General features: G+C 72.0%; 19 protein-coding genes. 10 read left to right on the top strand and 9 right to left on the bottom strand.

What is annotated here, in order from left to right:
* The first annotated feature begins 103 nt into the window (after positions 1-103).
* Together J2X63_RS04805 and J2X63_RS04800 are read left to right on the top strand one after the other, a co-directional pair.
* The gene (locus J2X63_RS04805; protein ID WP_309974457.1) at positions 104-565 is read left to right on the top strand and encodes a VOC family protein; all 462 of its coding nucleotides are present in this window, start codon (positions 104-106) and stop codon (positions 563-565) included.
* A gap of 7 nt (positions 566-572) precedes the next feature.
* Positions 573-1,337 carry a helix-turn-helix domain-containing protein gene (locus J2X63_RS04800; protein WP_309974454.1) on the top strand — a complete coding sequence of 255 codons (765 nt, stop codon included), beginning with the start codon at positions 573-575 and terminating at the stop codon, positions 1,335-1,337.
* A 34-nt stretch (positions 1,338-1,371) separates the two neighbouring features.
* On the opposite strand, the gene J2X63_RS04795 is transcribed toward J2X63_RS04800, so the two are convergent.
* The 5 genes from J2X63_RS04795 to J2X63_RS04775 form a co-directional block, all read right to left on the bottom strand.
* On the bottom strand, positions 1,372-1,929 hold the full coding sequence (locus tag J2X63_RS04795; protein WP_309974451.1) for an MOSC domain-containing protein: 558 nt from the start codon (positions 1,927-1,929) through the stop codon (positions 1,372-1,374).
* Positions 1,930-1,964: 35 nt separating this feature from the next.
* On the bottom strand, positions 1,965-2,360 hold the full coding sequence (locus J2X63_RS04790; protein ID WP_309974448.1) for a cupin domain-containing protein: 396 nt from the start codon (positions 2,358-2,360) through the stop codon (positions 1,965-1,967).
* Positions 2,357-3,805 carry an FAD-dependent oxidoreductase gene (locus tag J2X63_RS04785; protein WP_309974446.1) on the bottom strand — a complete coding sequence of 483 codons (1,449 nt, stop codon included), beginning with the start codon at positions 3,803-3,805 and terminating at the stop codon, positions 2,357-2,359. The genes J2X63_RS04790 and J2X63_RS04785 overlap by 4 nt, the downstream gene beginning before the upstream one ends.
* Positions 3,806-3,965: 160 nt before the next feature.
* Entirely contained in the window at positions 3,966-5,462 is a 1,497-nt protein-coding gene (locus J2X63_RS04780; protein ID WP_309974443.1) for a helix-turn-helix domain-containing protein, read from the bottom strand.
* Positions 5,463-5,607: 145 nt separating this feature from the next.
* On the bottom strand, positions 5,608-6,561 hold the full coding sequence (locus tag J2X63_RS04775) for a TIGR03557 family F420-dependent LLM class oxidoreductase (protein ID WP_309974440.1): 954 nt from the start codon (positions 6,559-6,561) through the stop codon (positions 5,608-5,610).
* Positions 6,562-6,816: 255 nt separating this feature from the next.
* Here J2X63_RS04775 and J2X63_RS04770 point away from each other — a divergent pair, with 255 nt between their 5' ends.
* Genes J2X63_RS04770 through J2X63_RS04760 form a run of 3 tightly spaced genes read left to right on the top strand, consistent with a single transcriptional unit; the run spans position 6,817 to position 8,731 of the window.
* Positions 6,817-7,686, top strand: a complete 870-nt coding sequence (locus J2X63_RS04770) for a hypothetical protein (protein WP_309974436.1) — start codon at positions 6,817-6,819, stop codon at positions 7,684-7,686.
* Positions 7,686-8,141, top strand: a complete 456-nt coding sequence (locus tag J2X63_RS04765; protein ID WP_159603253.1) for a phage holin family protein — start codon at positions 7,686-7,688, stop codon at positions 8,139-8,141. The genes J2X63_RS04770 and J2X63_RS04765 overlap by 1 nt, the downstream gene beginning before the upstream one ends.
* Entirely contained in the window at positions 8,138-8,731 is a 594-nt protein-coding gene (locus J2X63_RS04760; RefSeq protein ID WP_309974432.1) for a DUF3618 domain-containing protein, read from the top strand. Before J2X63_RS04765 ends, J2X63_RS04760 begins: the two co-directional genes overlap by 4 nt.
* 61 nt (positions 8,732-8,792) lie before the next feature.
* On the opposite strand, the gene J2X63_RS04755 is transcribed toward J2X63_RS04760, so the two are convergent.
* Entirely contained in the window at positions 8,793-9,758 is a 966-nt protein-coding gene (locus tag J2X63_RS04755) for an aminoglycoside phosphotransferase family protein (protein WP_309974430.1), read from the bottom strand.
* Positions 9,755-10,150, bottom strand: a complete 396-nt coding sequence (locus tag J2X63_RS04750) for a helix-turn-helix domain-containing protein (protein ID WP_309974427.1) — start codon at positions 10,148-10,150, stop codon at positions 9,755-9,757. Before J2X63_RS04750 ends, J2X63_RS04755 begins: the two co-directional genes overlap by 4 nt.
* A 55-nt stretch (positions 10,151-10,205) precedes the next feature.
* Here J2X63_RS04750 and J2X63_RS04745 point away from each other — a divergent pair, with 55 nt between their 5' ends.
* From J2X63_RS04745 to aceB, 3 genes are all read left to right on the top strand, one after another.
* Complete coding sequence (locus tag J2X63_RS04745) at positions 10,206-11,084, top strand: NAD-dependent epimerase/dehydratase family protein (RefSeq protein ID WP_309974423.1); 879 nt, start codon at positions 10,206-10,208, stop codon at positions 11,082-11,084.
* A 373-nt stretch (positions 11,085-11,457) separates the two neighbouring features.
* Positions 11,458-12,795 (top strand): isocitrate lyase, encoded by a 1,338-nt coding sequence (gene aceA, locus J2X63_RS04740; protein ID WP_309974419.1) that lies wholly within the window; start codon positions 11,458-11,460, stop codon positions 12,793-12,795.
* 55 nt (positions 12,796-12,850) lie between these two features.
* Entirely contained in the window at positions 12,851-14,530 is a 1,680-nt protein-coding gene (gene aceB, locus J2X63_RS04735) for a malate synthase A (protein WP_396133144.1), read from the top strand.
* A gap of 111 nt (positions 14,531-14,641) precedes the next feature.
* Here the strand turns inward: aceB and J2X63_RS04730 are convergent, their stop codons facing one another.
* Positions 14,642-16,021, bottom strand: a complete 1,380-nt coding sequence (locus J2X63_RS04730) for an ATP-binding protein (protein WP_309974411.1) — start codon at positions 16,019-16,021, stop codon at positions 14,642-14,644.
* A gap of 51 nt (positions 16,022-16,072) precedes the next feature.
* Between J2X63_RS04730 and J2X63_RS04725 the strand changes: the two genes are divergently transcribed.
* Together J2X63_RS04725 and J2X63_RS04720 are read left to right on the top strand one after the other, a co-directional pair.
* On the top strand, positions 16,073-16,615 hold the full coding sequence (locus J2X63_RS04725) for a GNAT family N-acetyltransferase (protein WP_309974408.1): 543 nt from the start codon (positions 16,073-16,075) through the stop codon (positions 16,613-16,615).
* A gap of 46 nt (positions 16,616-16,661) precedes the next feature.
* Complete coding sequence (locus tag J2X63_RS04720; RefSeq protein WP_309974406.1) at positions 16,662-17,585, top strand: helix-turn-helix domain-containing GNAT family N-acetyltransferase; 924 nt, start codon at positions 16,662-16,664, stop codon at positions 17,583-17,585.
* 50 nt (positions 17,586-17,635) lie between these two features.
* Here the strand turns inward: J2X63_RS04720 and J2X63_RS04715 are convergent, their stop codons facing one another.
* The gene (locus tag J2X63_RS04715) at positions 17,636-19,012 is read right to left on the bottom strand and encodes a deoxyribodipyrimidine photo-lyase (RefSeq protein ID WP_309974403.1); all 1,377 of its coding nucleotides are present in this window, start codon (positions 19,010-19,012) and stop codon (positions 17,636-17,638) included.
* Positions 19,013-19,042 lie beyond the last annotated feature (30 nt).

Genomic DNA, 19,042 nt, shown 5'->3' with positions numbered 1-19,042 from the left:
GCCGGCCCGCGGCATCCGGTTACTTGCTATTGACAAGTTTGCTTGCAAAGAGCAAGCTGATGATCGCAACCCGGAACCGACCGATCCCACACTGGAGCAGACCATGACCACCAGCATCTTCGTGAACCTCACCACGTCCGACCTCGACCGCGCGAAGGCGTTCTACGAGGCGCTCGGGTTCTCGATCAACCCCAACTTCACCGATGAGAACGCCGCCTGCGTCGTGCTTGACGACAACGTGTACTTCATGGTGCTCACCCGCGAGTACTTCGGCACGTTCACCGACAAGCAGGTCATCGACCCCGCGACCCAGGCCCAGGTGTCGATCGCACTCAGCCGCGAGACGCGCGAGGCCGTCGACGAGGTCCTCGAGAAGGGTCTCGCGGCGGGCGGCTCCGAGCCGCGCGAAGCGCAGGACTACGGGTTCATGTACTCGCGCGACCTCGACGACCCCGACGGCAACAACCTCTCGTTCCTGTTCATGGAGCCCGCCGCGGCCGAGATGGGCCCCGAGGCCTACCTGGCCCAGCAGGGCGCGGGCGCGTCGGCCTCCCCGTCGGCCTGAGCGTCGCATGGCGACACGCGGCGCACGCGGCCTCGGCCAGTACAGCGGCGTGGCACGAGCCGTCGAGCGGGTCGGGGAGCGGTGGGCGCTGCTCATCATCCGCGACCTGCTCGTCGGCGCGCGCCGCTACAGCGACCTGAAGGCCGGGCTGCCACGCATCCCGACGAACATCCTGAGCGACCGGCTGAAGGAGCTGCAGGAAGCCGGCATCGTGCGCCGCGTTCCGACCGTGCGCGGCGGCTACGAGCTGACGCCGCTCGGCCGCGCCCTCGAGCCGGTCATCGACGGGCTCGAGCGGTGGGGCTGGTCGGCGCTCGGCGACCCGGCCGAGGGCGAGGTCGTCACCCGCGACGCCCTGACGGCGACGCTTCGCGCCGCGTTCCGACCGGATGCCGCGGCGGGCGCGCCCCCGACCGAATACGTGCTGCACGTGGCCGACGCATCCGTGGTCGCCGTCGTGGCGAACCGCACGCTCGAGGTCGTCCCGATCGGCCCCGGCGCGCTCCCGCAGCCCAGGCGCGGGAACCTCACCGAGGTGGCGTTCGAGGCGGGCGCCGAGCTCGTGCTCGAACCGGCGGAGTTCCGCGACCTCATCGCCGGCGCCCTCGATCCCTCGGCGGTGCGCGTGGTGGCGGGCGAGTCCGAGGCGGTCGTGCGCTTCACCCGCGTGTTCCGCATCGAGCCGGTCGGCCCCCGACCCGGTGCCTCGTCCGAGGCCGGGGAGGGTGGGGATGCCGGCGCATCGGGGGCGCCCGCGGCATCCGTCGCCTGACGCACCGCGCCGCGGGGTCGGACGACCGTCGTCGTCAGAGCACCGGCAGCGGCTCGTGCGGCACGTCGGGCAGCTCGACCGTGATGGCGTCGCCGGGTCGCACGACGCCGCCCTCGACGACGATCGCCATGACGCCCACCCGGCGGTGGGTGACGCCGGCTCGGTCGCGCCGGATGAGGCGTTTCATCAGGCCCGACTGGAACCGCTCGATCTGCACGCACGGATTGCGGAGCCCGGTGAGCTCGACCTCGGCGGAGTCGCCGAGGCGGATCCGCGTGCCGAGCGGGAGCGCGAGCAGGTCGACGCCCTGAGTGGTGACGTTCTCGCCGAGCTCGCCAGGCGCGACCTCGTGCCCCTCGACCGCGAGCTCGTCGAACAGCTCCCGCTGCAGCAGGTGGACCTGGCGCACGTTGACCTCGGTCCACGTGCCGCGGAATCGCGAGCGGCGGCGCACGGTCGCCCCGGCATGGGCGTCGCCCGAGATGCCGTGGCCCGCGATGAGCTCGATCTCCGCTCGCACCGGCTTCGAGAAGCGGTGGCCGTCGTCGCGCGCGACGGCCGTCACGGCGGCCGAGGGCGCGGTGGCGTTCACCGGTCCAGTCTGCCGGATGCCACGGACGTGCTCGCCTACGGCGAGACGTACACCTTGCGGAGCGTCTGCCGCACCGTCCAGATCGTCCGCATGCCCGACTCGAGCCGCACGACCGATCCGGGGGCGAGCACGATGGGCGACGCATGCGGGTGCTCGAACTCCACCGTCGCGGCGCCGGCGAGCACGACGAAGACCTCGTCGGCCTCCACGTCGCGCATCGCTCCCACGGTCATCTCCCACACGCCCACCGTGCGCTCGCCGTCGTCGTCGAGCACGAGGTGGCCGGTGGTCGGGCTGCCGGCGATGACCTGCTCGGCCTCGACCGGCAGGTGCTCGAGGGCGACGGATGCGGCATCCGCGATGGTGCCCGGGTCGAGCCGTGGGCCCGGCGCGACGCCCGACGGCCCCGACGTCCCAGCTTGGGCACTCATGAGTCGAACCCCAGCCCGAGCGCGTCGAGCGTCTTGAGCAGCACGTTGCGCCTCCCCTCGGTGTGATCGGCGCGGTCGAGCGACCAGCGCGTGGCGTTGATGCCGATGGCGGCCGCGGGTTCGGGCGGGAACGGCAACGGGCGCTCGCGCACCATTCGCAGACGGGTGCGCTCGTTGTCGCGCTGCTCGAGCCGGTCGAGCATGACCTCGGCGGCGAACCTCGTGGCGGCGACCCCGAGCCCGGTGAACCCGGCCGCATACGCGATGCGGTCGTCGCGGGCGGTGCCGAAGAACGCGCAGAACCGGGTGCTCGTGTCGATGGCGCCCGCCCACTGGTGGCTGAACCGCAGGCCCTCGAGCTGCGGGAAGGTCGTGAAGAAGTGCGCGGCGAGTCGCTCGTACGACTCGGGCCGGTGCTCGTACTGCTCGCGCACCCGGCGGCCGTAGTGGTACACCGCGTCGTACCCGCCGAAGAGCACGCGATTGTCGCGCGAGAGCCGGTAGTAGTGGAACTGGTTCGCGAGGTCGCCCAGGCCCTGCCGGTTCGACCATCCGATCGACGCGAGCTGCTCGGCGGTGAGCGGCTCGGTCATGAGCGCGTAGTCGTAGACGGGCACCGTCATGAGCCGGTTGCGCTTCAGCAGGCTCGGGAACACGTTCGTGGCGAGCACGGCCCGCTGCGCCAGGACCCAGCCGCGGTCGGTGACGAGGGTGACGGCGCCCGTCGACCCCGGCGTGTCGATGCGGCGCACGGGGGAGTGCTCGAAGATCTCCACGCCGAGCTCCTCGGCCACGCGGGCGAGCTCGGCCGCGAGCTTCGCCGGGTGCAGGATGGCGCTGCCGCGGGTGTCCCACGCGGCCGCGAGGTAGGTGGGCGAGTCGACCTCGGCGCGTACGTCGGCCTCGTCGAGGAAGCGCACGCTCTCGTCGCCACGAGCGGATGCCGCGGCGACCTCCTCGCGCAGCCACGCCACCTGGTGCGGCTCGACGGCGAGCGAGAGGGCGCCGTTCCGCTCGAACTCGAAGTCCATGCCGAACTCGGCCTCGGCCGCTTCGATGGCGTCGAGGTTCTCGAGGCCCAGGCGCTCGAGGGTCGGCATCTCCTCGGGCCACCGCGACATCCCGTTCTCGCGGCCGTGCGTGAGGCTCGCCTCGCAGAAACCGCCGTTGCGACCGGATGCCGCCCAGCCGATCGACTTGGCCTCGAGCAGCACGACGCGCGCCTCGGGGTTGCGTCGCTTCGCGAGCGCCGCCGACCAGAGCCCGGTGTAGCCACCGCCGACGATCGCGAGGGTCGCGACGCGCTCGCCGCTCAACCTCGGTCGTGGCCGCTTCGCGTCGTCGCTGAGGTCGTCGAGCCAGAACACGCGGTGCTCCGTCTCGGCGAGCGAGTGCTCGACGACGGATGCCGGCGGCCGGCGGCGTTCGAATACGGTCGTTCCCACGGCGATCACTCCAAGGCGGTCGGGGTTCCATCCTCCCGCGCCGCGCCCGGGGACCGCCAGCACCGTGGTGTCGCGACATCCGTTCGGCGCCGGACACCCTGCCCGGCGGGACCCGTCACTTCCGCAGTTCGATGCACGCGGTCACCGCGTGCGCTCGCCCTCAGGCGCGGGGGGCGTGCGCCTCGAGGAACTGGTACACCTCGGTCTGGTCGACGCCGGGGAACGTGCCGGTGGGCAGCGCCGCGAGCAGCGATGTGGGCGTGCGCGCGGCCGGCCACGAGGCATCCGCCCACTTCTCGGACAGGTCGACCGGCGGGCGGCGGCAGCAGGACTCGTCTGGGCAGCCCGACACCGCACGATGGGGTGTCTCGCGTCCACGGAACCACTTCACGTGCTCGAACGGCACGCCGACCGACACCGAGTACTCGCCCTCCTTCGCCTTCTCGATGCGCGAGGTGCACCAGAACGTGCCCGACGAGGTGTCGGTGTACTGGTACCAGGGGCTGAAGCGGTCCTCGACGTCGAAGACGGTGCGGGCCGTCCAGTTGCGGCACACCGTGGTGCCCTCGACGGCGCCGAGCGCATCGCTCGGGAAGCGCACCTTGTCGTTCTCGTACGCCTTGATGATGGTGCCCGACTCGTGCACCTTCATGAAGTGCACCGGGATGTCGAGGCGCGCCGTCGCGAGGTTCGTGAACCGGTGCGCCGCGGTCTCGTAGGAGACGGCGAAGTGGTCGCGCAGCTCCTCCATCGAGATGCGCCTGAGGTTCTTCGCCTCGCTGAGGTAGCGCACGGCCGCCTGCTCGGGCAGGAGGATCGCGGCGGTCAGGTAGTTCGTCTCGATGCGCTGCCGCAGGAAGTCGGCGTAGCCGCGGGGCTCGTCGTGGTCGAGCAAGTGGCTCGCGAGCGCCTGCAGGATGGGCGAGCGCGAGTCGCGCGACGGCGACTGCTGGGTCGGCAGGTAGATGCGACCGTTGCGCTTGTCGGTGACCGAGCGGGTCGAGTGCGGCAGGTCGCCGACGTAGTGCAGCGAGTAGCCGAGGTGGCTCGCCATGTCGGCGACGAGCTGGTGCGACACCGGGCCGCCGGTGTGCCCGACGGCCTCGAGCAACTCGGCCGCCTTCGCCTCGAGCTCGGGATAGAAGTTGTCGCGGGCGCGCATCTCGGCGCGCAACTCCGCGTTCGCCCGCCGCGCCTCCTCGGGTGTGGCCGCACGCTCGCGGTGCAGCCGGTCGATCTCGTGATGCAGGGCGAGGATCGTCTGCAGGGTCTGGTCGCTCATGCCCTTCGCCACCCGGAACGGCGGCAGTCCGAGGGCGGAGAACACCGGCCCGCGCTGCGCCCGCTCGACGGCGATCTCGAGCGCCGCCCGCTCGGACGGCGCATCGGGCTTGAGCAGCTCGTCGGCCGTCGTGCCGAGCGCGAGCGCGATCGTGCGCAGCATCGACAGCCGCGGCTCGCGCTTGCCGTTCTCGATCGCCGACACCTGCGACGGCGCCCGGTCGATGGCGGCGGCCAGCCGGCCGAGCGTCATGCCGCGGGCGACGCGGCGCTCCCGGATGCGGCGACCCAGGGTCAGCGCGTCCACCTCGTCGGGATCGGCCCCGGCGATATCGGCGGACTCGACCTGTGCGGTGCGGCGATCGGCGATGACCATGCCTTCGATGCTCACACGAGCGAACGGATGCCACAAACGGAACAACCCCGAATATTCTTCGTTGGAGCGCCCAGGGCTTCGTTCCGGGCCGATCCTGGCGGCGAAAGGGAGCGAAAGAAGAACGCGAATTCCGGATGTCCCGGCGTCACCCGCCGAGCGCCGGCTTCAACTCCCTGGCGAAGAAGTCCATGAACCCGTCGGGGTCGGGCCCGTTGTTCGTGAGCACCACATGGTCGTAGCCGACCTGCTCGTACTCGCGGATCGCCTCGAGGTGCTTCGTGACATCGGGCCCGCACGGCATCGAGGCCGCCACGTCCTCGGGCTTCACGACCTGCGAGGCCGCCTCGAAGTTGGCCGGATTGGGCAGCTCGCTCATGACCTTCCAGCCCGTGAGCGCCCAGCGGCTCGTCTCGAAGGCGGCCTGCACCGCCGCCTCCTCCGACTCCGCCCACGCGAGGCCGACCTCGCCGTAGGTCGGCCCCCTGCCGCCCGCGCCGCGGTAGGCGTCGAACAGCTCGGGCTTGGGCTCGGTGCCGAACATCCCGTCGCCGAGCTCGGCGGCCAGCTCCGCGGCATCCGGGCCGCCAGCGGCCACCGCGATCACGGGCAGCTCGTCGGGCAGGTCGAACACGCGTGCGTCCTCGAGGTCGAGGTACTCGCCCCGGTACGACTGGTAGCCGCCCTGCCACAGCAGGCGGATGATCTCGAGGGCCTCGCGGAGCATCGCCTGCCGGTCGGCGACCGCGGGGAATCCGCGTCCGACGACGTGCTCGTTGAGCCGCTCGCCCGAGCCCACGCCCAGCGTGAAACGGCCGTCGGAGACGAGCGAGAGGGTCGCCGCCGCCTGCGCGATGATCGCCGGGTGGTAGCGCACCGTCGGGCAGGTCACGCCGGTGGCGAGGCCGACCGTCTCGGTGCTCGCCGCGATGGACCCGAGCACGGTCCAGGCGAACGGCGAGTGCCCCTGCGACTCGAGCCACGGGTGGTAGTGGTCGCTGATCTCGACGAAATCGAATCCGGATGCCTCCGCCAGCTTCGCCTGGCGCACCAACTCGTTCGGTCCGAACCCCTCGGCCGAAAGCTTGTAGCCGTACTGCATGCGTCTCCCCTCGACCTCGGCAGGCTACGTGCGGAGCGCCGCTGCCGGAATCCGGTTGCGTTCGTGTCGACCGCGGGCGACAATGCCCGGCCGCGGCCGCTCGGTGGCGCGCGGCGGCACAGGCGCGCTCGCGTTATACGCCTCGGTTCGACGCCTCGCAAGGGCCTTCTGGCGGTGGAACCGCGAACCTAGCGTTTCTGGGGATACGAGCGGGGCCTGCCTGTGCAGGCCACCGAGACGGGAAGTGAGTTGACGATGACGAACAGCACGACACCTGGATACCCGAGTTCGAACGACGCGTCATTCGGTGCGAACGAAGCGGCGCTCGGCGGCTCCACGACCACTGGCGTCCCCGGGACGACGGGTACCGCCGGAACCACGGGCACGACCGGAACGACGGGCACGACCTACGAGTCGACCACGCCCGGAAAGCGCGAGGAGGCGGCCAACCTCGCCCGTGAGGCCGGCGACGCCGGCAAGCGCGTCGCGGGAACGGCCAAGGAGGAGACCAAGGCGGTCGGATCGGAGGCGCGCTACCAGGCCCGCCGACTCGCCGACCAGGTCGGCAGCGAGGTGCGCCAGCAGGCCGCGACCCAGCAGAGCCGTGCAGCGAAGGGCCTCCGCAGCATCGGCGACGAGTTCTCCAGCATGGCGAACGGCACCGGAACCGGTTCGGGCTTCGCAGCGGATGTCGCCCGCCAGGCGGGTGACCGCGTCGGCGCCGTCGCGCAGTGGCTCGACGAGCGCGACCCGCGCGACCTGCTCGAGGAAGTGAAGGGCTTCGCCCGGCGCCGTCCCGGCGTCTTCATCGGCATCGCCGTCGGCGCCGGCGTGGTCGTCGGTCGCCTGGTGCGGGCACTGGCCCAGCCGTCGGACGACGACTCGTCCGGCGGCTCGCGCCGCTACGCCACCTACGGCAACGGCGACGGGGCATCCGCGGGCATGGGCAGCGGCACCTCGTACGGCCGGACCGGGACGCTCGGCACGAGCGCCGCCGGCACCGGGACCACCGTTCCGGGCGAGACCACGGTCGTCACGGGCACGGTCGGCGGCGCTGCCGCGGACCCGCTGGCCGGTGAGACGTGGACGGAGGGCGGCACCACGAGCTCGAGGGACGGTCTCTGATGACGAACCTGAACCAGCCGCGCACGGGCTCGCACGCGGCATCCGACCTGCCGACGCCGTCAGAGCAGCAGGCGGCGACGACGTCGCTGGGCGACCTGATGGCCGAGGTCAGCCGTGACATCTCGACGCTCATCCGGCAGGAGATGGCGCTCGCCAAGGCGGAGCTGAAGCAGACGGTGAAGCAGACCGGGAAGGGCGCGGGCCTCTTCGGAGGGGCCGGCGTCGCCGGGTTCTTCACCTTGCTGTTCCTCTCGATCGCCCTCTGGTGGGCGCTCGGATACCTCATGGGAAACGCGTGGTCGGCAGTGATCGTGGCGGTCATCTGGGGGATCGTCGCCGCGGTGCTGTACTTCACGGGCAAGAAGGAGATCGAAGAGGTCGAGGGCATGCCCCAGACCGTCGACACCGTCAAGGAGATCCCCGAGACGCTGAAGAGGAATGAGGAGAACCGATGAGCAACCCCGATGTCGTCCGCTCGGACGACCCCGATGTGATCCGCGCCGACATCGAGCGCACGCAACGTGAACTCGGCCAGGACGTCGACGCGCTCGCCGACAAGGTGAACCCGGCCAAGGCCGCCCAGCGCCAGACCGACAAGGTGAAGCGGGCCGCGTCCCGGTTCAAGGACCGCGTGATGGGCACCGCCTCCGACGTCGGCGACTCGGCGCAGTCCGCGGTCGGCCACGCCGGCGAGGCCATCGCCGATGCGCCCCGCAGGGTGGCGTCCGCGACGCAGGGCAACCCGGTCGCCGTCGGCCTCATCGCCTTCGGCGTCGGCCTCCTCGCCGCCTCGCTGATCCCGGCGTCGCGCGTCGAGCAGGACGCCGCCGACAAGGTGAAGGATGCCGCGGCGCCCCTCGTCGACGAGGCGAAGGACGTCGCCAAGGAGTCGGCGGAGCACCTCAAGGAGCCCGCACGCGAGGCCGCCGAGGCGGTCAAGGACCGCGCGCAGGAGGGCGTCGAGAACGTGAAGGCCGAGGGTCAGGACGCGGCGTCGCAGGTGCAGAACGATGCGAAGCACGCGGCCGACCGCCAGATGAGCTGAGGCCGCCTACCCGGCTGATCCGAACGGATGCCCCGTCCGCCACTCCCCCCGAGTGAACCCCCTAGTGCGGACGGGGCATCGTCCTGCCCGCGCCGTCCTGCCCGCGCCGTTCTGCGACGAGTTCCGCGATGACGTGCCGGGCGTTCGCGGCGAGCGGCGGATTGCGGCTCGCGTAGTACGGCAGTTGCGCGAGGGCCTGCAGCAGCACCCAGCCGCGAGCGCGGGCCCAGGTCGCGTCGTCGGCGCCCACCGCGTCCCGGAGGGTCGGCCGTGCCCCCGGAGGCAGCAGGTTCCACGCGGCGCGCAGGTCGCTGGCCGGGTCGCCGAGGCCCATCGAGCTGAAGTCCAGTACGCCGACGAGGCCGCCGCCCTGCACCAGCAGGTTGCCGGGCGACAGATCGCCGTGGATCCACGCGAGGTGATCTGCTCGGGGCGCGCCGAGCGCCTCCTCCCAGATGGCGACGACGTCGTCGCGCACCGGCCGCAGCTCCTCCTTGAGGAGCGTGAGGTTCGTGCGCACGAGTTCGTCCTCCTCGTGCAGCGGCCGCAGCCACGCCGTCGTCGGCGCCCCCGCCGGATCGAGCGCGCGCATGGCGACGACGAACCGGCCGAGGTCGGCGGCGAGGGCCTTCGCATCGAGGCCGTCTGCTTCGGCGACAGGGTGCACGCCGTCGATCCACCGGCACACGGTCCACGGCCACGGATACCCCTCGCCGGGCGCGCCGAGGGCCAGCGGCACGGGCGCCGCGAACGGAAGTGCGGGCGCGATCCGCGGCAACCAGGCGAACTCGCGCTCGAGCGGGGCGACCGCCCAGTGGATGCGGGGCATCCGGACCGAGAGGTCGTCGCCGAGCCGGTACATCGCGTTGTCGGTGCCCGTGGACGGCACCGGTTCGACGGGCAGGCCCGCCCACTCGGGGAACTGGGCGGCGACCAGCGAGGCCGCGAGCGCGGCATCCGTCCGCACCTCGTCATCGTGCATGCGCGGGTGCACCTGCTCGCCCGCGCCCGCGCCCGCGCCCGTCACGACGTCACGAGGTGGCGCGCCCGGGAGGCGAGCACCTCGGGCACATGCGTCTCCGCCCATGCGCGCATGCCGGCGAGCGGCACGAGCAGTGAGGAGCCGAGGCCGGTGAGCTCGTACTCCACGCGCGGTGGCGACTCGGCGTAGGCCCGGCGCGCGATGAGCCCGTCGGCCTCGAGTGCACGCAGCGTCTCGGTGAGCACCTTCGACGTGACCACGCCGACGCGCGCTTTCAGCGCCGTGAACCGGAGCGGCCCGTCGGCGAGGGCGAGGATCACGAACATCGACCAGCGCTCGCCGATGCGCTGCATGACCACGCGGCTCGGGCAGTCGGGGCGCAGCACGTCGTTGGCGACGGCCGGCATGGCCTCGTCGATTGCGTCGGATTGCGTCACGGCTCCACCTCGGTTCCGTTGAAGTAACCGGTATCCAATCCATACTATTGCGGCCATGCGAATTCTTCTGACCGGGGCGACCGGCTATATCGGATCGGCCGTGCTCGACGTGCTCGTCGAGGCGGGACACGAGGTGACCGCCGTGGTGCGTAGCGAACGGGCGGCCCGCGAGGTCGCCGAGCTTGGCGCCACTGCGGTGCACGGCGACGTGACCGACGTCGGCTGGTTCACCTCGAGGCTCGCCGAGTCGGATGCCGCGATCCACACGGCGGCCCCCGAGCACGGGGCGCCCGCCTTCAACGACGCCGTGATCGAGGCGGCCATCCGGGCGTACGGCGACGGCGGGCGCCGCTTCGTGCTGACGAGCGGTATCTGGGAGTACGGTTCCGGCGGCGACCTCGCCGACGACGCGGCCCTCGACGCGCCGCAGCTCGTCGCCTGGCGCGTGCCGCTCGAGGAGCGGCTGCTCGCGTCGGGCGTCGACGCGGCGATCGTGGCCCCGGGCATCGTGTACGGACATGACGGCGGGCTCGTGCCGTCGCTCATCGCCGAGGCCGCGCGCTCCGACGCCGGCGCGCTCCGGCTCATCGGCGACGGGTCGCAGCAATGGACGTTCGTTCATGTCGACGACCTCGCCCGCCTCTACCTCGCGGTCGTCGAGGCAGCAGGGGTGCGTGGTCGCGTCATCGGGTCCGACGGTTCGCCGACGACCGTGCGGGCGCTGGCCGAGGCGGCCGCGGAGGTGGTCGGCGCCGCCGGCGTGGTGCCCGAGACTCCCGATGCCTCGCGCGAGCGCCTGGGCTCGGAGTTCGCCGACGCGCTGCTCCTCGACCAGGCCGCCAAGGGCCGCGTCGCCCGCGGGCTGGGCTGGGTGCCGGAGCACGTGAGTGTGATCGAGGATGTGCGAGCCGCGCGCGAGGCATCCGCCGCCTGAGCACCACGCACCGAAATGTAGGAACATCCGGGTGACGCGCCGCCCGTGCTGGCGCCGCCGCGCCGCTGGGGCCCCGGATCTTCCTGCATTTCGGCAGGCAGAGGGGCGCGGTGGGCTCAAGCAGGGGCAGGGGCAGGGGCAGGGGCAGGGGCAGGGGCTCGGGCAGGGGCTCGGGCAGGGGCAGGGGCAGGGCGGTGGTGGGTGAGCGGTTCTTCCGCCGCGCAGAAGAACCGGGGAAGTTCACCCCTCGGGTGGCCGTCGGCAGGGGTGCCGAGGCCCGCAGAGTGGATGCACCGCCCCACGGACGGCGCCGCAGCCGGCGTCACGACCGGGGCACCGACGCATCCGCACGCTGCACCGAAGGAGCACCCCGATGAGCACCCCGAACCGCCCAGGCGACCAGACCCAGACCGCGGCCGAGCTCCAGCTCGAATGGGACGCGAACCCCCGCTGGGACGGCGTCCGCCGCGATTACACCGCCGAGGACGTCATCGCCCTGCGCGGCCCCGTCCGCGAGGAGCGCACGCTCGCCCGCCGCGGAGCCGAGCGGCTCTGGCAGGACCTCCAGCGGAACACCGGCACGGCGTTCGCGCCGCAGGAGGACCCGCAGTGGTCGGCCGCGCTCGGCGCCCTCACCGGCAACCAGGCCGTGCAGCAGGTGCGCGCGGGCCTGAAGGCGATCTACCTGAGCGGCTGGCAGGTCGCCGCCGACGCGAACCTCAGCGGCCAGACCTACCCCGACCAGTCGCTCTACCCCGCCAACTCGGTCCCGGCCGTCGTGCGCCGCATCAACAACGCGCTCCTGCGCGCCGGCCAGATCGAGCAGGGCAGCGAGGCGCAGACCGGCATCTCGGACTGGATGGCGCCGATCGTCGCCGACGCCGAGGCCGGCTTCGGCGGCCCGCTGAACGCCTACGAGCTCATGCACCAGATGATCGAGGCGGGCGCGGCCGGCGTGCACTGGGAGGACCAGCTCGCGAGCGAGAAGAAGTGCGGGCACATGGGCGGCAAGGTGCTCATCCCGACGTCGCAGCACATCCGCACCATCAACGCGGCACGGCTCGCAGCGGATGTCGCCGGCGTGCCGTCGATCATCATCGCCCGCACCGACGCGCTCGCCGCGACCCTGCTGACGAGCGACCATGACGAACGCGACCGCCCCTTCGTCACCGGTGAGCGCACCGCCGAGGGGTTCTACGAGGTGCAGAACGGCATCGAGCCGGTCATCGCCCGCGGCCTCGCGTACGCCGAGTACGCCGACCTGCTCTGGGTCGAATCGGCCGAGCCCGACCTCGACCTCGCGCGCCGCTTCGCCGAGGCCGTGCACGCGAAGTTCCCGGGCAAGCGCCTGAGCTACAACTGCTCGCCGTCCTTCAACTGGAAGCGCCACCTCGACGACGCCCAGATCGCCGCCTTCCAGCGCGAGCTCGCGGCGATGGGCTACGCGTTCCAGTTCATCACCCTCGCGGGCTTCCACGCCCTCAACCACTCCATGTTCACGCTCGCCAAGGACTACAACGAGCGGCACATGAGCGCCTATGTCGAGCTCCAGGAGGCGGAATTCGCCTCGGAGGCATCCGGATACACCGCCACGCGCCACCAGCGCGAGGTGGGCACCGGCTACTTCGACCAGATCGCCACGGCCCTGAACCCCACCAGCGCCACCCTCGCCCTCGTCGGATCGACCGAGGAAGACCAGTTCAACCACTGACCCCGCATCGGGTCGCACGAACTCCGAGGAGAAGACCATGAACACCACGCCCACCATGACGCTCGAACGCGAGCGAACGGATGCCGCGGCATCCGCTCACCGCACCGAACCCGCGCCGGCCACCGCGAGCTTCCGCACCCATGAGCCGCGCATCGAGGTGACCGCCCCGCTCGGCGAGCGCTACGACGAGATCCTCACGCCCGAGGCGCTGCAGTTCCTCGCCGAGCTGCACGACCGGTTCGCGCACACCAGGCACGACCTGCTCGCCGTGCGCCTTCAGACGCGGGTGGACGCGGCGAACGGTCGCGACCCGAGGTTCCTGCCCGAGACGACGTGGATCCGCGATGACCCGTCGTGGCGCGTCGCCGGGGCCGGCCCCGGCCTCGAGGACCGTCGCGTCGAGATCACCGGCCCGACCGACCGCAAGATGGCGATCAACGCCCTGAACTCGGGCGCGAAGGTCTGGTTGGCCGACCAGGAGGATGCCACGAGCCCCACCTGGGCGAACGTGATCGAGGGGCAGCTGACCCTGTTCGACTTCGTGCGCGGCACCCTCGAGTACACGAGCCCCGAGGGCCGGGACTACCGGGTCACTGCGGCCGAGACGCCCACCGTCGTGATGCGCCCGCGCGGCTGGCACCTCGTGGAGAAGCACCTGCGCTTCCACGACCGGGCCGGCCGGGCGATGCACGCCTCGGGATCGCTCGTCGACTTCGGGCTGTACGTCTTCCACAATGCGCAGCGGCTCATCGACGGCGGACGCGGGCCGTACTTCTACCTCCCGAAGCTCGAGTCGCATCGCGAGGCGAAGCTCTGGAACGACATCTTCGTCCACGCGCAGGACGCGCTCGGCATCCCGCAGGGCACGATCCGCGCGACCGTGCTCATCGAGACGATCCAGGCCGCATTCCAGATGGACGAGATCCTCTACGAGCTGCGCGACCACTGCGCCGGGCTCAACGCGGGGCGCTGGGACTACATCTTCTCGATCGTGAAGACCTTCCGCTCCCGTGGTCGCCGCTGGGTGATGCCCGACCGACGGTCGATCACCATGACGGTGCCGTTCATGCGCGCCTACACCGAGTTGCTCGTCGCGACCTGCCACAAGCGGGGCGCCCACGCCATCGGCGGCATGAGCGCGTTCATCCCGAGCCGCCGCGACGCCGAGGTCACCGAACGGGCGCTCGCGGCGGTGTCCGCCGACAAGCGCCGCGAGGCATCCGACGGCTTCGACGGCACGTGGGTCGCGCACCCCGACCTCATCCCGACCGCGCGTGCGGAGTTCGACGCCGTGCTCGGCGACCGGCCCAACCTGGTGGACCGCCTGCGCGACGACGTCGAGGTGACCGCGGCGCAGCTGCTCGACATCCCGTCGATCGGCGGCGAGGTCACCGAGGCGGGCGTGCACGACAACATCTCGATCGCGATCCGCTATATCGAGTCGTGGCTGCGCGGCACGGGCGCGGCGGCCATCGACCACCTCATGGAGGATGCCGCGACGGCCGAGATCTCGCGCTCGCAGGTGTGGCAGTGGCTGCATGACAACACCGTCACCGCCGAGGGCACGCGCATCGACCAGACCTCGATCGTGCGCATCATGGCGGCGGCGGTGGCCGAGCTGCCGCGCTTCGAGGGCGACCGGTTCGACGACGCGATCTCGGTGTTCCGCACCGTGGCGCTCGAGCCCGAGTTCCCGACGTTCCTCACGGTGGGGGCGTACGCGCGGTTCCTCTGAGGCCGCGTATCGCACTGAGCAGACGACGAGCGGATGCCGCGGGCGGGACCCCGCGGCATCCGCTGCGTCGTGGCATCCGCCCCTCAGCGCGCAGCGGGACGCGCTGCTCGTTCAGCGCAGCGGCACGCCCACGTCGCTGCCGCCCTCGGGCGTGAGCCGCGCGTTCACCTTCACGAGCGACGGCGTCGGCACGAACCCGCCGGCGAACAGCGCCTCACCCTGCCGGAACCACGGCGACCTCGCGAGCAGCGCCACCGGCGCGTAGCCGAAGTAGGTGCCGAGCTCCTCGAGGTCGACGGGCGACGTCATCTTCATGAGGGCCAGGTTGTCGCACTGCGAGATGATCCCCGGATGCACCTTCGACGGCCGCTGCGTCGAGAGCAGCAGCCACAGGCCGAACTTGCGCCCCTCGGCGGCGATCTGCACGATGCGGTCGCGCACGGCGACAGCGAGCGGCGAGTCGAGCTTCGGTGAGCAGAGATTGTGCGCTTCGTCGATGACGAGCAGCACGGGCCGTCGTTCCTCGCGCCGCTCCCACAGGTCGTCGAGCAGCGAGAGTGCGACGACGAGCTGCTGCTCGGGGGTCGAGAAGCCGCCGAGGTCGAGCACCGTGGCATCGGGCCGCTCGGCCACGACGTCGGTGACGGCCCGATCCGTTCCCGCCCAGACCTCCCAGTCGAGCACGCCGAGGTTCTCGATGCGCTCGGCGAGCGGATGCCGTTCGCCGCCCTCCTGCACGGCCTGCAGCATCGGCATCAGCTGGTCGAGCTCGCCGGCGCGCACGATCTCCTGCATGTGGACCAGCGAGTTGTACTCGTCGCGGTCGGCCACCGGATCGAGCCGCAGCACGGCCGCCTTGGAGGGGAGCTTCATGTCGAGGAACCGCGCCCGGAGGCCCGCCTCGCCCGCGCCGCGGGCCCGCAGCACGCGGATGTCCCGTTGCGCGAGTGCCTCGGCGGTGGGGCCGGAGGCGCCGGGGTTGAGCTCGCCGAGCCGTACGAAGTCGGAGTTCGGGTCGAAGATCACCACGGGCAGCGCGGTGTGCGCGATGAGCTGCTCGAGCACCACCCCGAGCGCGTAGGTCTTGCCCGATCCGCTCTGCCCGCACCAGAACGTGTGGCGGTTGAAGCGTTTCGGCAGCAGCTTCGCCGGGCCGCCGGGTTCGGTGAGGTTGCGGCCGACCTCGAGCAGCGCGCCGGTCGTGGCGTGCAGCACGTCGATCGTCGCGGCGTCGACCTCGTCGACCGTGCCCGCCTCGAAGGCGTGGCTCCGCGCGGTGTCGATGACCGCATCGCCGAGGATGCCGATGAGCCGCCCGCGCAGGCGAGCCGGAACGGTCTCGGAGCGCTCCTCGACGAGCGCGAGCTGGCGTTCGCCGCCGCCGCTGATGATGACGAGCGACCCGGCGACGAGGCTCGACCCCGTGGCGTCGACGACGAGGAAGGAGCGCCCGTCGTCGGAGCGGGCGATGGGCGAGGTCACGGCATCCATGGGCCGATCATGCCACCCCGCGGCATCCGTGCTCTGGAAGAATCGGTGTTCGTGCCAGACCTCACGATCCGAACGGCGGGCGCAGCGGATGCCGCGGCACTCGCCGAGCTCGCCGCGGACACGTTCCCCCTCGCCTGCCCGCCGTCCACCACCGCCGAGGCCATCGCCGCGTTCATCGCCGCCAACTTCACCGTGGAGCGCGTGGGGGAGTACCTCGCCGATCCGGCCCGCACGCTGCTCCTGGCCGAGGAGGACGACGGCCACCTGGTGGGGTACTCGATGCTCATCGCGGGCGATCCTGCCGATGCGGATGCCGCGGCCGCCGTCACGGCACGACCGGCGATCGAGCTCAGCAAGTTCTACACGCGCGCGCTCGCGCACGGGTCGGGCGTCGTCGCGGGACCGCTCATGGCGGCGACGCTCGACGCGGCCACCGCGACCGGCGCGATCGCCGCGTGGCTCGGCGTGAACGAGGAGAACGCGCGGGCGATCCGGTTCTACGAGAAGCACGGGTTCGCGAAGGCCGGCCGCAAGCGGTTCCGTCTCGGCGACCGCCTCGAGCAGGACTGGGTGCTGGCTCGCGCGCTGCCCTGAGCGATCGCGCTTGCCGCCGGCAGAGTACCTGACTAAGGTCAGCAATATGTCCAGCCTGTCTGGCGTGTTCGCCGCCGACCGTGCCGCCGACCGCGGCGCGATCGACACCGTCCGCGCCTTCAACCGCATCGTCACGAGTCGCATCGGCGCGCTCGAGGACCACTACCTCGCCAGCGATCGTTCGCTCGGCAGCTCCCGGGTGCTCTGGGAGGTGGCGGGCGACGGCGTCGAGGTCCGCACCATCCGCGAGCGACTCGAGCTCGACTCGGGTTACCTCAGCCGCCTGCTCCGTTCGCTCGAGCGCGAGGGGCTCGTGACCGTGGCGGCCGCGCCATCCGCCGACTCGCGCGTGCGCACCGTGCAGCCGACGCCGGCGGGGCGGGTGGAGCGCGCCGAGCTCGACCGCCGCAGCGATGAGCTCGCGGCATCCGTGCTCGAACCGCTGAGCGACGGCCAGCAGGCCCGGCTCATCGAGGCGATGGGCACGGTCATGCGCCTGCTCGAGGCGGGGCTCGTGCAGGTCGAGCCTGCGGAGGCCGCGTCCGACGACGCCCGGCGCTGCCTCGCGGCCTACTACGATGAGCTCGCGCGGCGGTTCCCGGGCGGCTTCGACCCCGGCCGGAGCCTGCACCCCGACACGCACGAGTTCGCCCCGCCGACGGGCTTGTTCGTGCTCGCCCGGCTGCACGGACGGGCGATCGGATGCGGCGCGGTGCTGTTCCACGACGACGAGCCGGCCTACGTCAAGCGCATGTGGGTCGACGACGCCGTGCGCGGCATGGGCGTCGGGCGGCGCATCCTCGCGGCGCTCGAGCAGGCCGCGCGCGATCACGGCGCGGCATCCGTCACCCTCGAGACGAACGCGAGCCTCACCGAGGCCATCGCGATGTACCGTGCGTCGGGCTACGTCGAGGTCGAGCCGTTCAACGACGAGGTCTACGCCGACCACTGGTTCGAGAAGCGCCTCTAGCGTCGCGCCGCGCAGCGTCGCACCGCGTCGCGTCGCCCCGAGGCGACAGGTCAGCCGCGCGCGGCCTTCACCTGCTCGTAGGCGTCGAGCGCCGCGGCGCGGGTCGCCTTCAGGTCGACGATCGGCTCGGGATAGTCGTCGGTGCCGACCTCGGGCACCCAGCGCCGCACGTAGGCGCCGTCGGGGTCGAACTTCGTCGCCTGCAGTTCGGGGTTGAAGACCCGGAAGTACGGCGCGGCGTCGGCGCCCGACCCGGCCACCCACTGCCAGTTGAACGGGTTGGCCGCCGCATCGGCGTCGACGAGCGTGTCCCAGAACCACTGCTCGCCGCGGCGCCAGTCGATGAGCAGGTTCTTCGTGAGGAACGACGCGACCACCATGCGCACGCGGTTGTGCATGCCGCCGGTCGCCCAGAGCTCGCGCATGCCGGCGTCGACGAGCGGCACCCCGGTGCGGCCCTCCTCCCAGGCCCGCAGCGCGGCCGGATGCAGCCGTGGCCACGGGAACGCGTCGAACTCCGCGCGCCAGTTGCGCGTCGCCAGTTCGGGGGAGTGGTACAGCACGTGCCACGCGAACTCGCGCCAGCCGAGCTCCGTGCGGAACCGGTTCACGCCCTCGCCCCGGACTCGGCGCTCGCGCAGCGCGTGCCAGACCTCGAACGGGCTGAGCTCGCCCCAGCGCAGCCGAGGCGAGAGGCGCGACGTCACGTCGAGCGCGGGGCGGTCGCGTCCGTCGGCGTAGCCGCCGAGGCCGTCGTCGGCGAACTCGTCGAGTCGTTCGTGCGCCGCCGCGGTGCCCGGCGTCCACGCCTCGCGGAGGCCGCCCGCCCAGTCGGGGTGGGTGGGCAGCAGCTCCCAGTCGTCGATGGCGTCGCTCGCGGCATCCGTGGCGGCGGTGCCACCGCCGTCGATCGCCTCGGGGGCGGGCAGCGGATGCCGCGGCTCGGGCGCCTGCGTGCAGGCCCGCCAGAACGGGGTGAACACCGAGAACGAGGTGCCCTGCCCGGTGCGGATCGTCCACGGCTCGAACAGCAGGTTGGCGGCGAAGCTCTGCACCTCGAGCCCGTCGTCGCGCAGCTCGCGCTTCAGGCTCGCATCGAGCTCGCGCTCGGGGCCGCCGTACCGCCGGTTCCAGAACACCGCTCGGGCTCCCGTCTCCTCGACGAGTGAGCGGATGACCCCGCCGGCCGCGCCCCGGCGCAGCACGAGTCGGGCGCCCAGTGCATCGAGCGCATCGCGGAGGCCCTCGAGCGACCCGTGCAGCCACCACTTCGCGGCGCCGCCGAGCGGGCGGATGGCGGGCGACTCCTCGTCGAGCACGTACACGCACACGACCGGAGCTCCGCGTTCGACCGCTGCAGTGAGCGCAGGATGGTCGGCGACCCGGAGGTCGTCGCGGAACCAGACGATCGAGGGCCCGACGCTCATGCGGCGACGATAGCCGACACCCCTGACGCC

Source organism: Agromyces sp. 3263 (genome assembly GCF_031456545.1).
Lineage (GTDB): Bacteria > Actinomycetota > Actinomycetes > Actinomycetales > Microbacteriaceae > Agromyces.
The sequence above is the reverse complement of the archived record's forward strand: the minus strand, read 5'-3'. Positions and strand labels throughout refer to the sequence as shown.

Coding starts and splice junctions, on each gene's coding strand:
- J2X63_RS04805 (WP_309974457.1), top strand. CDS start 104: ATGACCACCAGCATCTTCGTGAACCTCACCACGTCCGACCTCGACCGC.
- J2X63_RS04800 (WP_309974454.1), top strand. CDS start 573: ATGGCGACACGCGGCGCACGCGGCCTCGGCCAGTACAGCGGCGTGGCA.
- J2X63_RS04790 (WP_309974448.1), bottom strand. CDS start 2,360: ATGAGTGCCCAAGCTGGGACGTCGGGGCCGTCGGGCGTCGCGCCGGGC.
- J2X63_RS04780 (WP_309974443.1), bottom strand. CDS start 5,462: ATGGTCATCGCCGATCGCCGCACCGCACAGGTCGAGTCCGCCGATATC.
- J2X63_RS04775 (WP_309974440.1), bottom strand. CDS start 6,561: ATGCAGTACGGCTACAAGCTTTCGGCCGAGGGGTTCGGACCGAACGAG.
- J2X63_RS04770 (WP_309974436.1), top strand. CDS start 6,817: ATGACGAACAGCACGACACCTGGATACCCGAGTTCGAACGACGCGTCA.
- J2X63_RS04765 (WP_159603253.1), top strand. CDS start 7,686: ATGACGAACCTGAACCAGCCGCGCACGGGCTCGCACGCGGCATCCGAC.
- J2X63_RS04760 (WP_309974432.1), top strand. CDS start 8,138: ATGAGCAACCCCGATGTCGTCCGCTCGGACGACCCCGATGTGATCCGC.
- J2X63_RS04745 (WP_309974423.1), top strand. CDS start 10,206: ATGCGAATTCTTCTGACCGGGGCGACCGGCTATATCGGATCGGCCGTG.
- aceA (WP_309974419.1), top strand. CDS start 11,458: ATGAGCACCCCGAACCGCCCAGGCGACCAGACCCAGACCGCGGCCGAG.
- aceB (WP_396133144.1), top strand. CDS start 12,851: ATGACGCTCGAACGCGAGCGAACGGATGCCGCGGCATCCGCTCACCGC.
- J2X63_RS04730 (WP_309974411.1), bottom strand. CDS start 16,021: ATGGATGCCGTGACCTCGCCCATCGCCCGCTCCGACGACGGGCGCTCC.
- J2X63_RS04720 (WP_309974406.1), top strand. CDS start 16,662: ATGTCCAGCCTGTCTGGCGTGTTCGCCGCCGACCGTGCCGCCGACCGC.
- J2X63_RS04715 (WP_309974403.1), bottom strand. CDS start 19,012: ATGAGCGTCGGGCCCTCGATCGTCTGGTTCCGCGACGACCTCCGGGTC.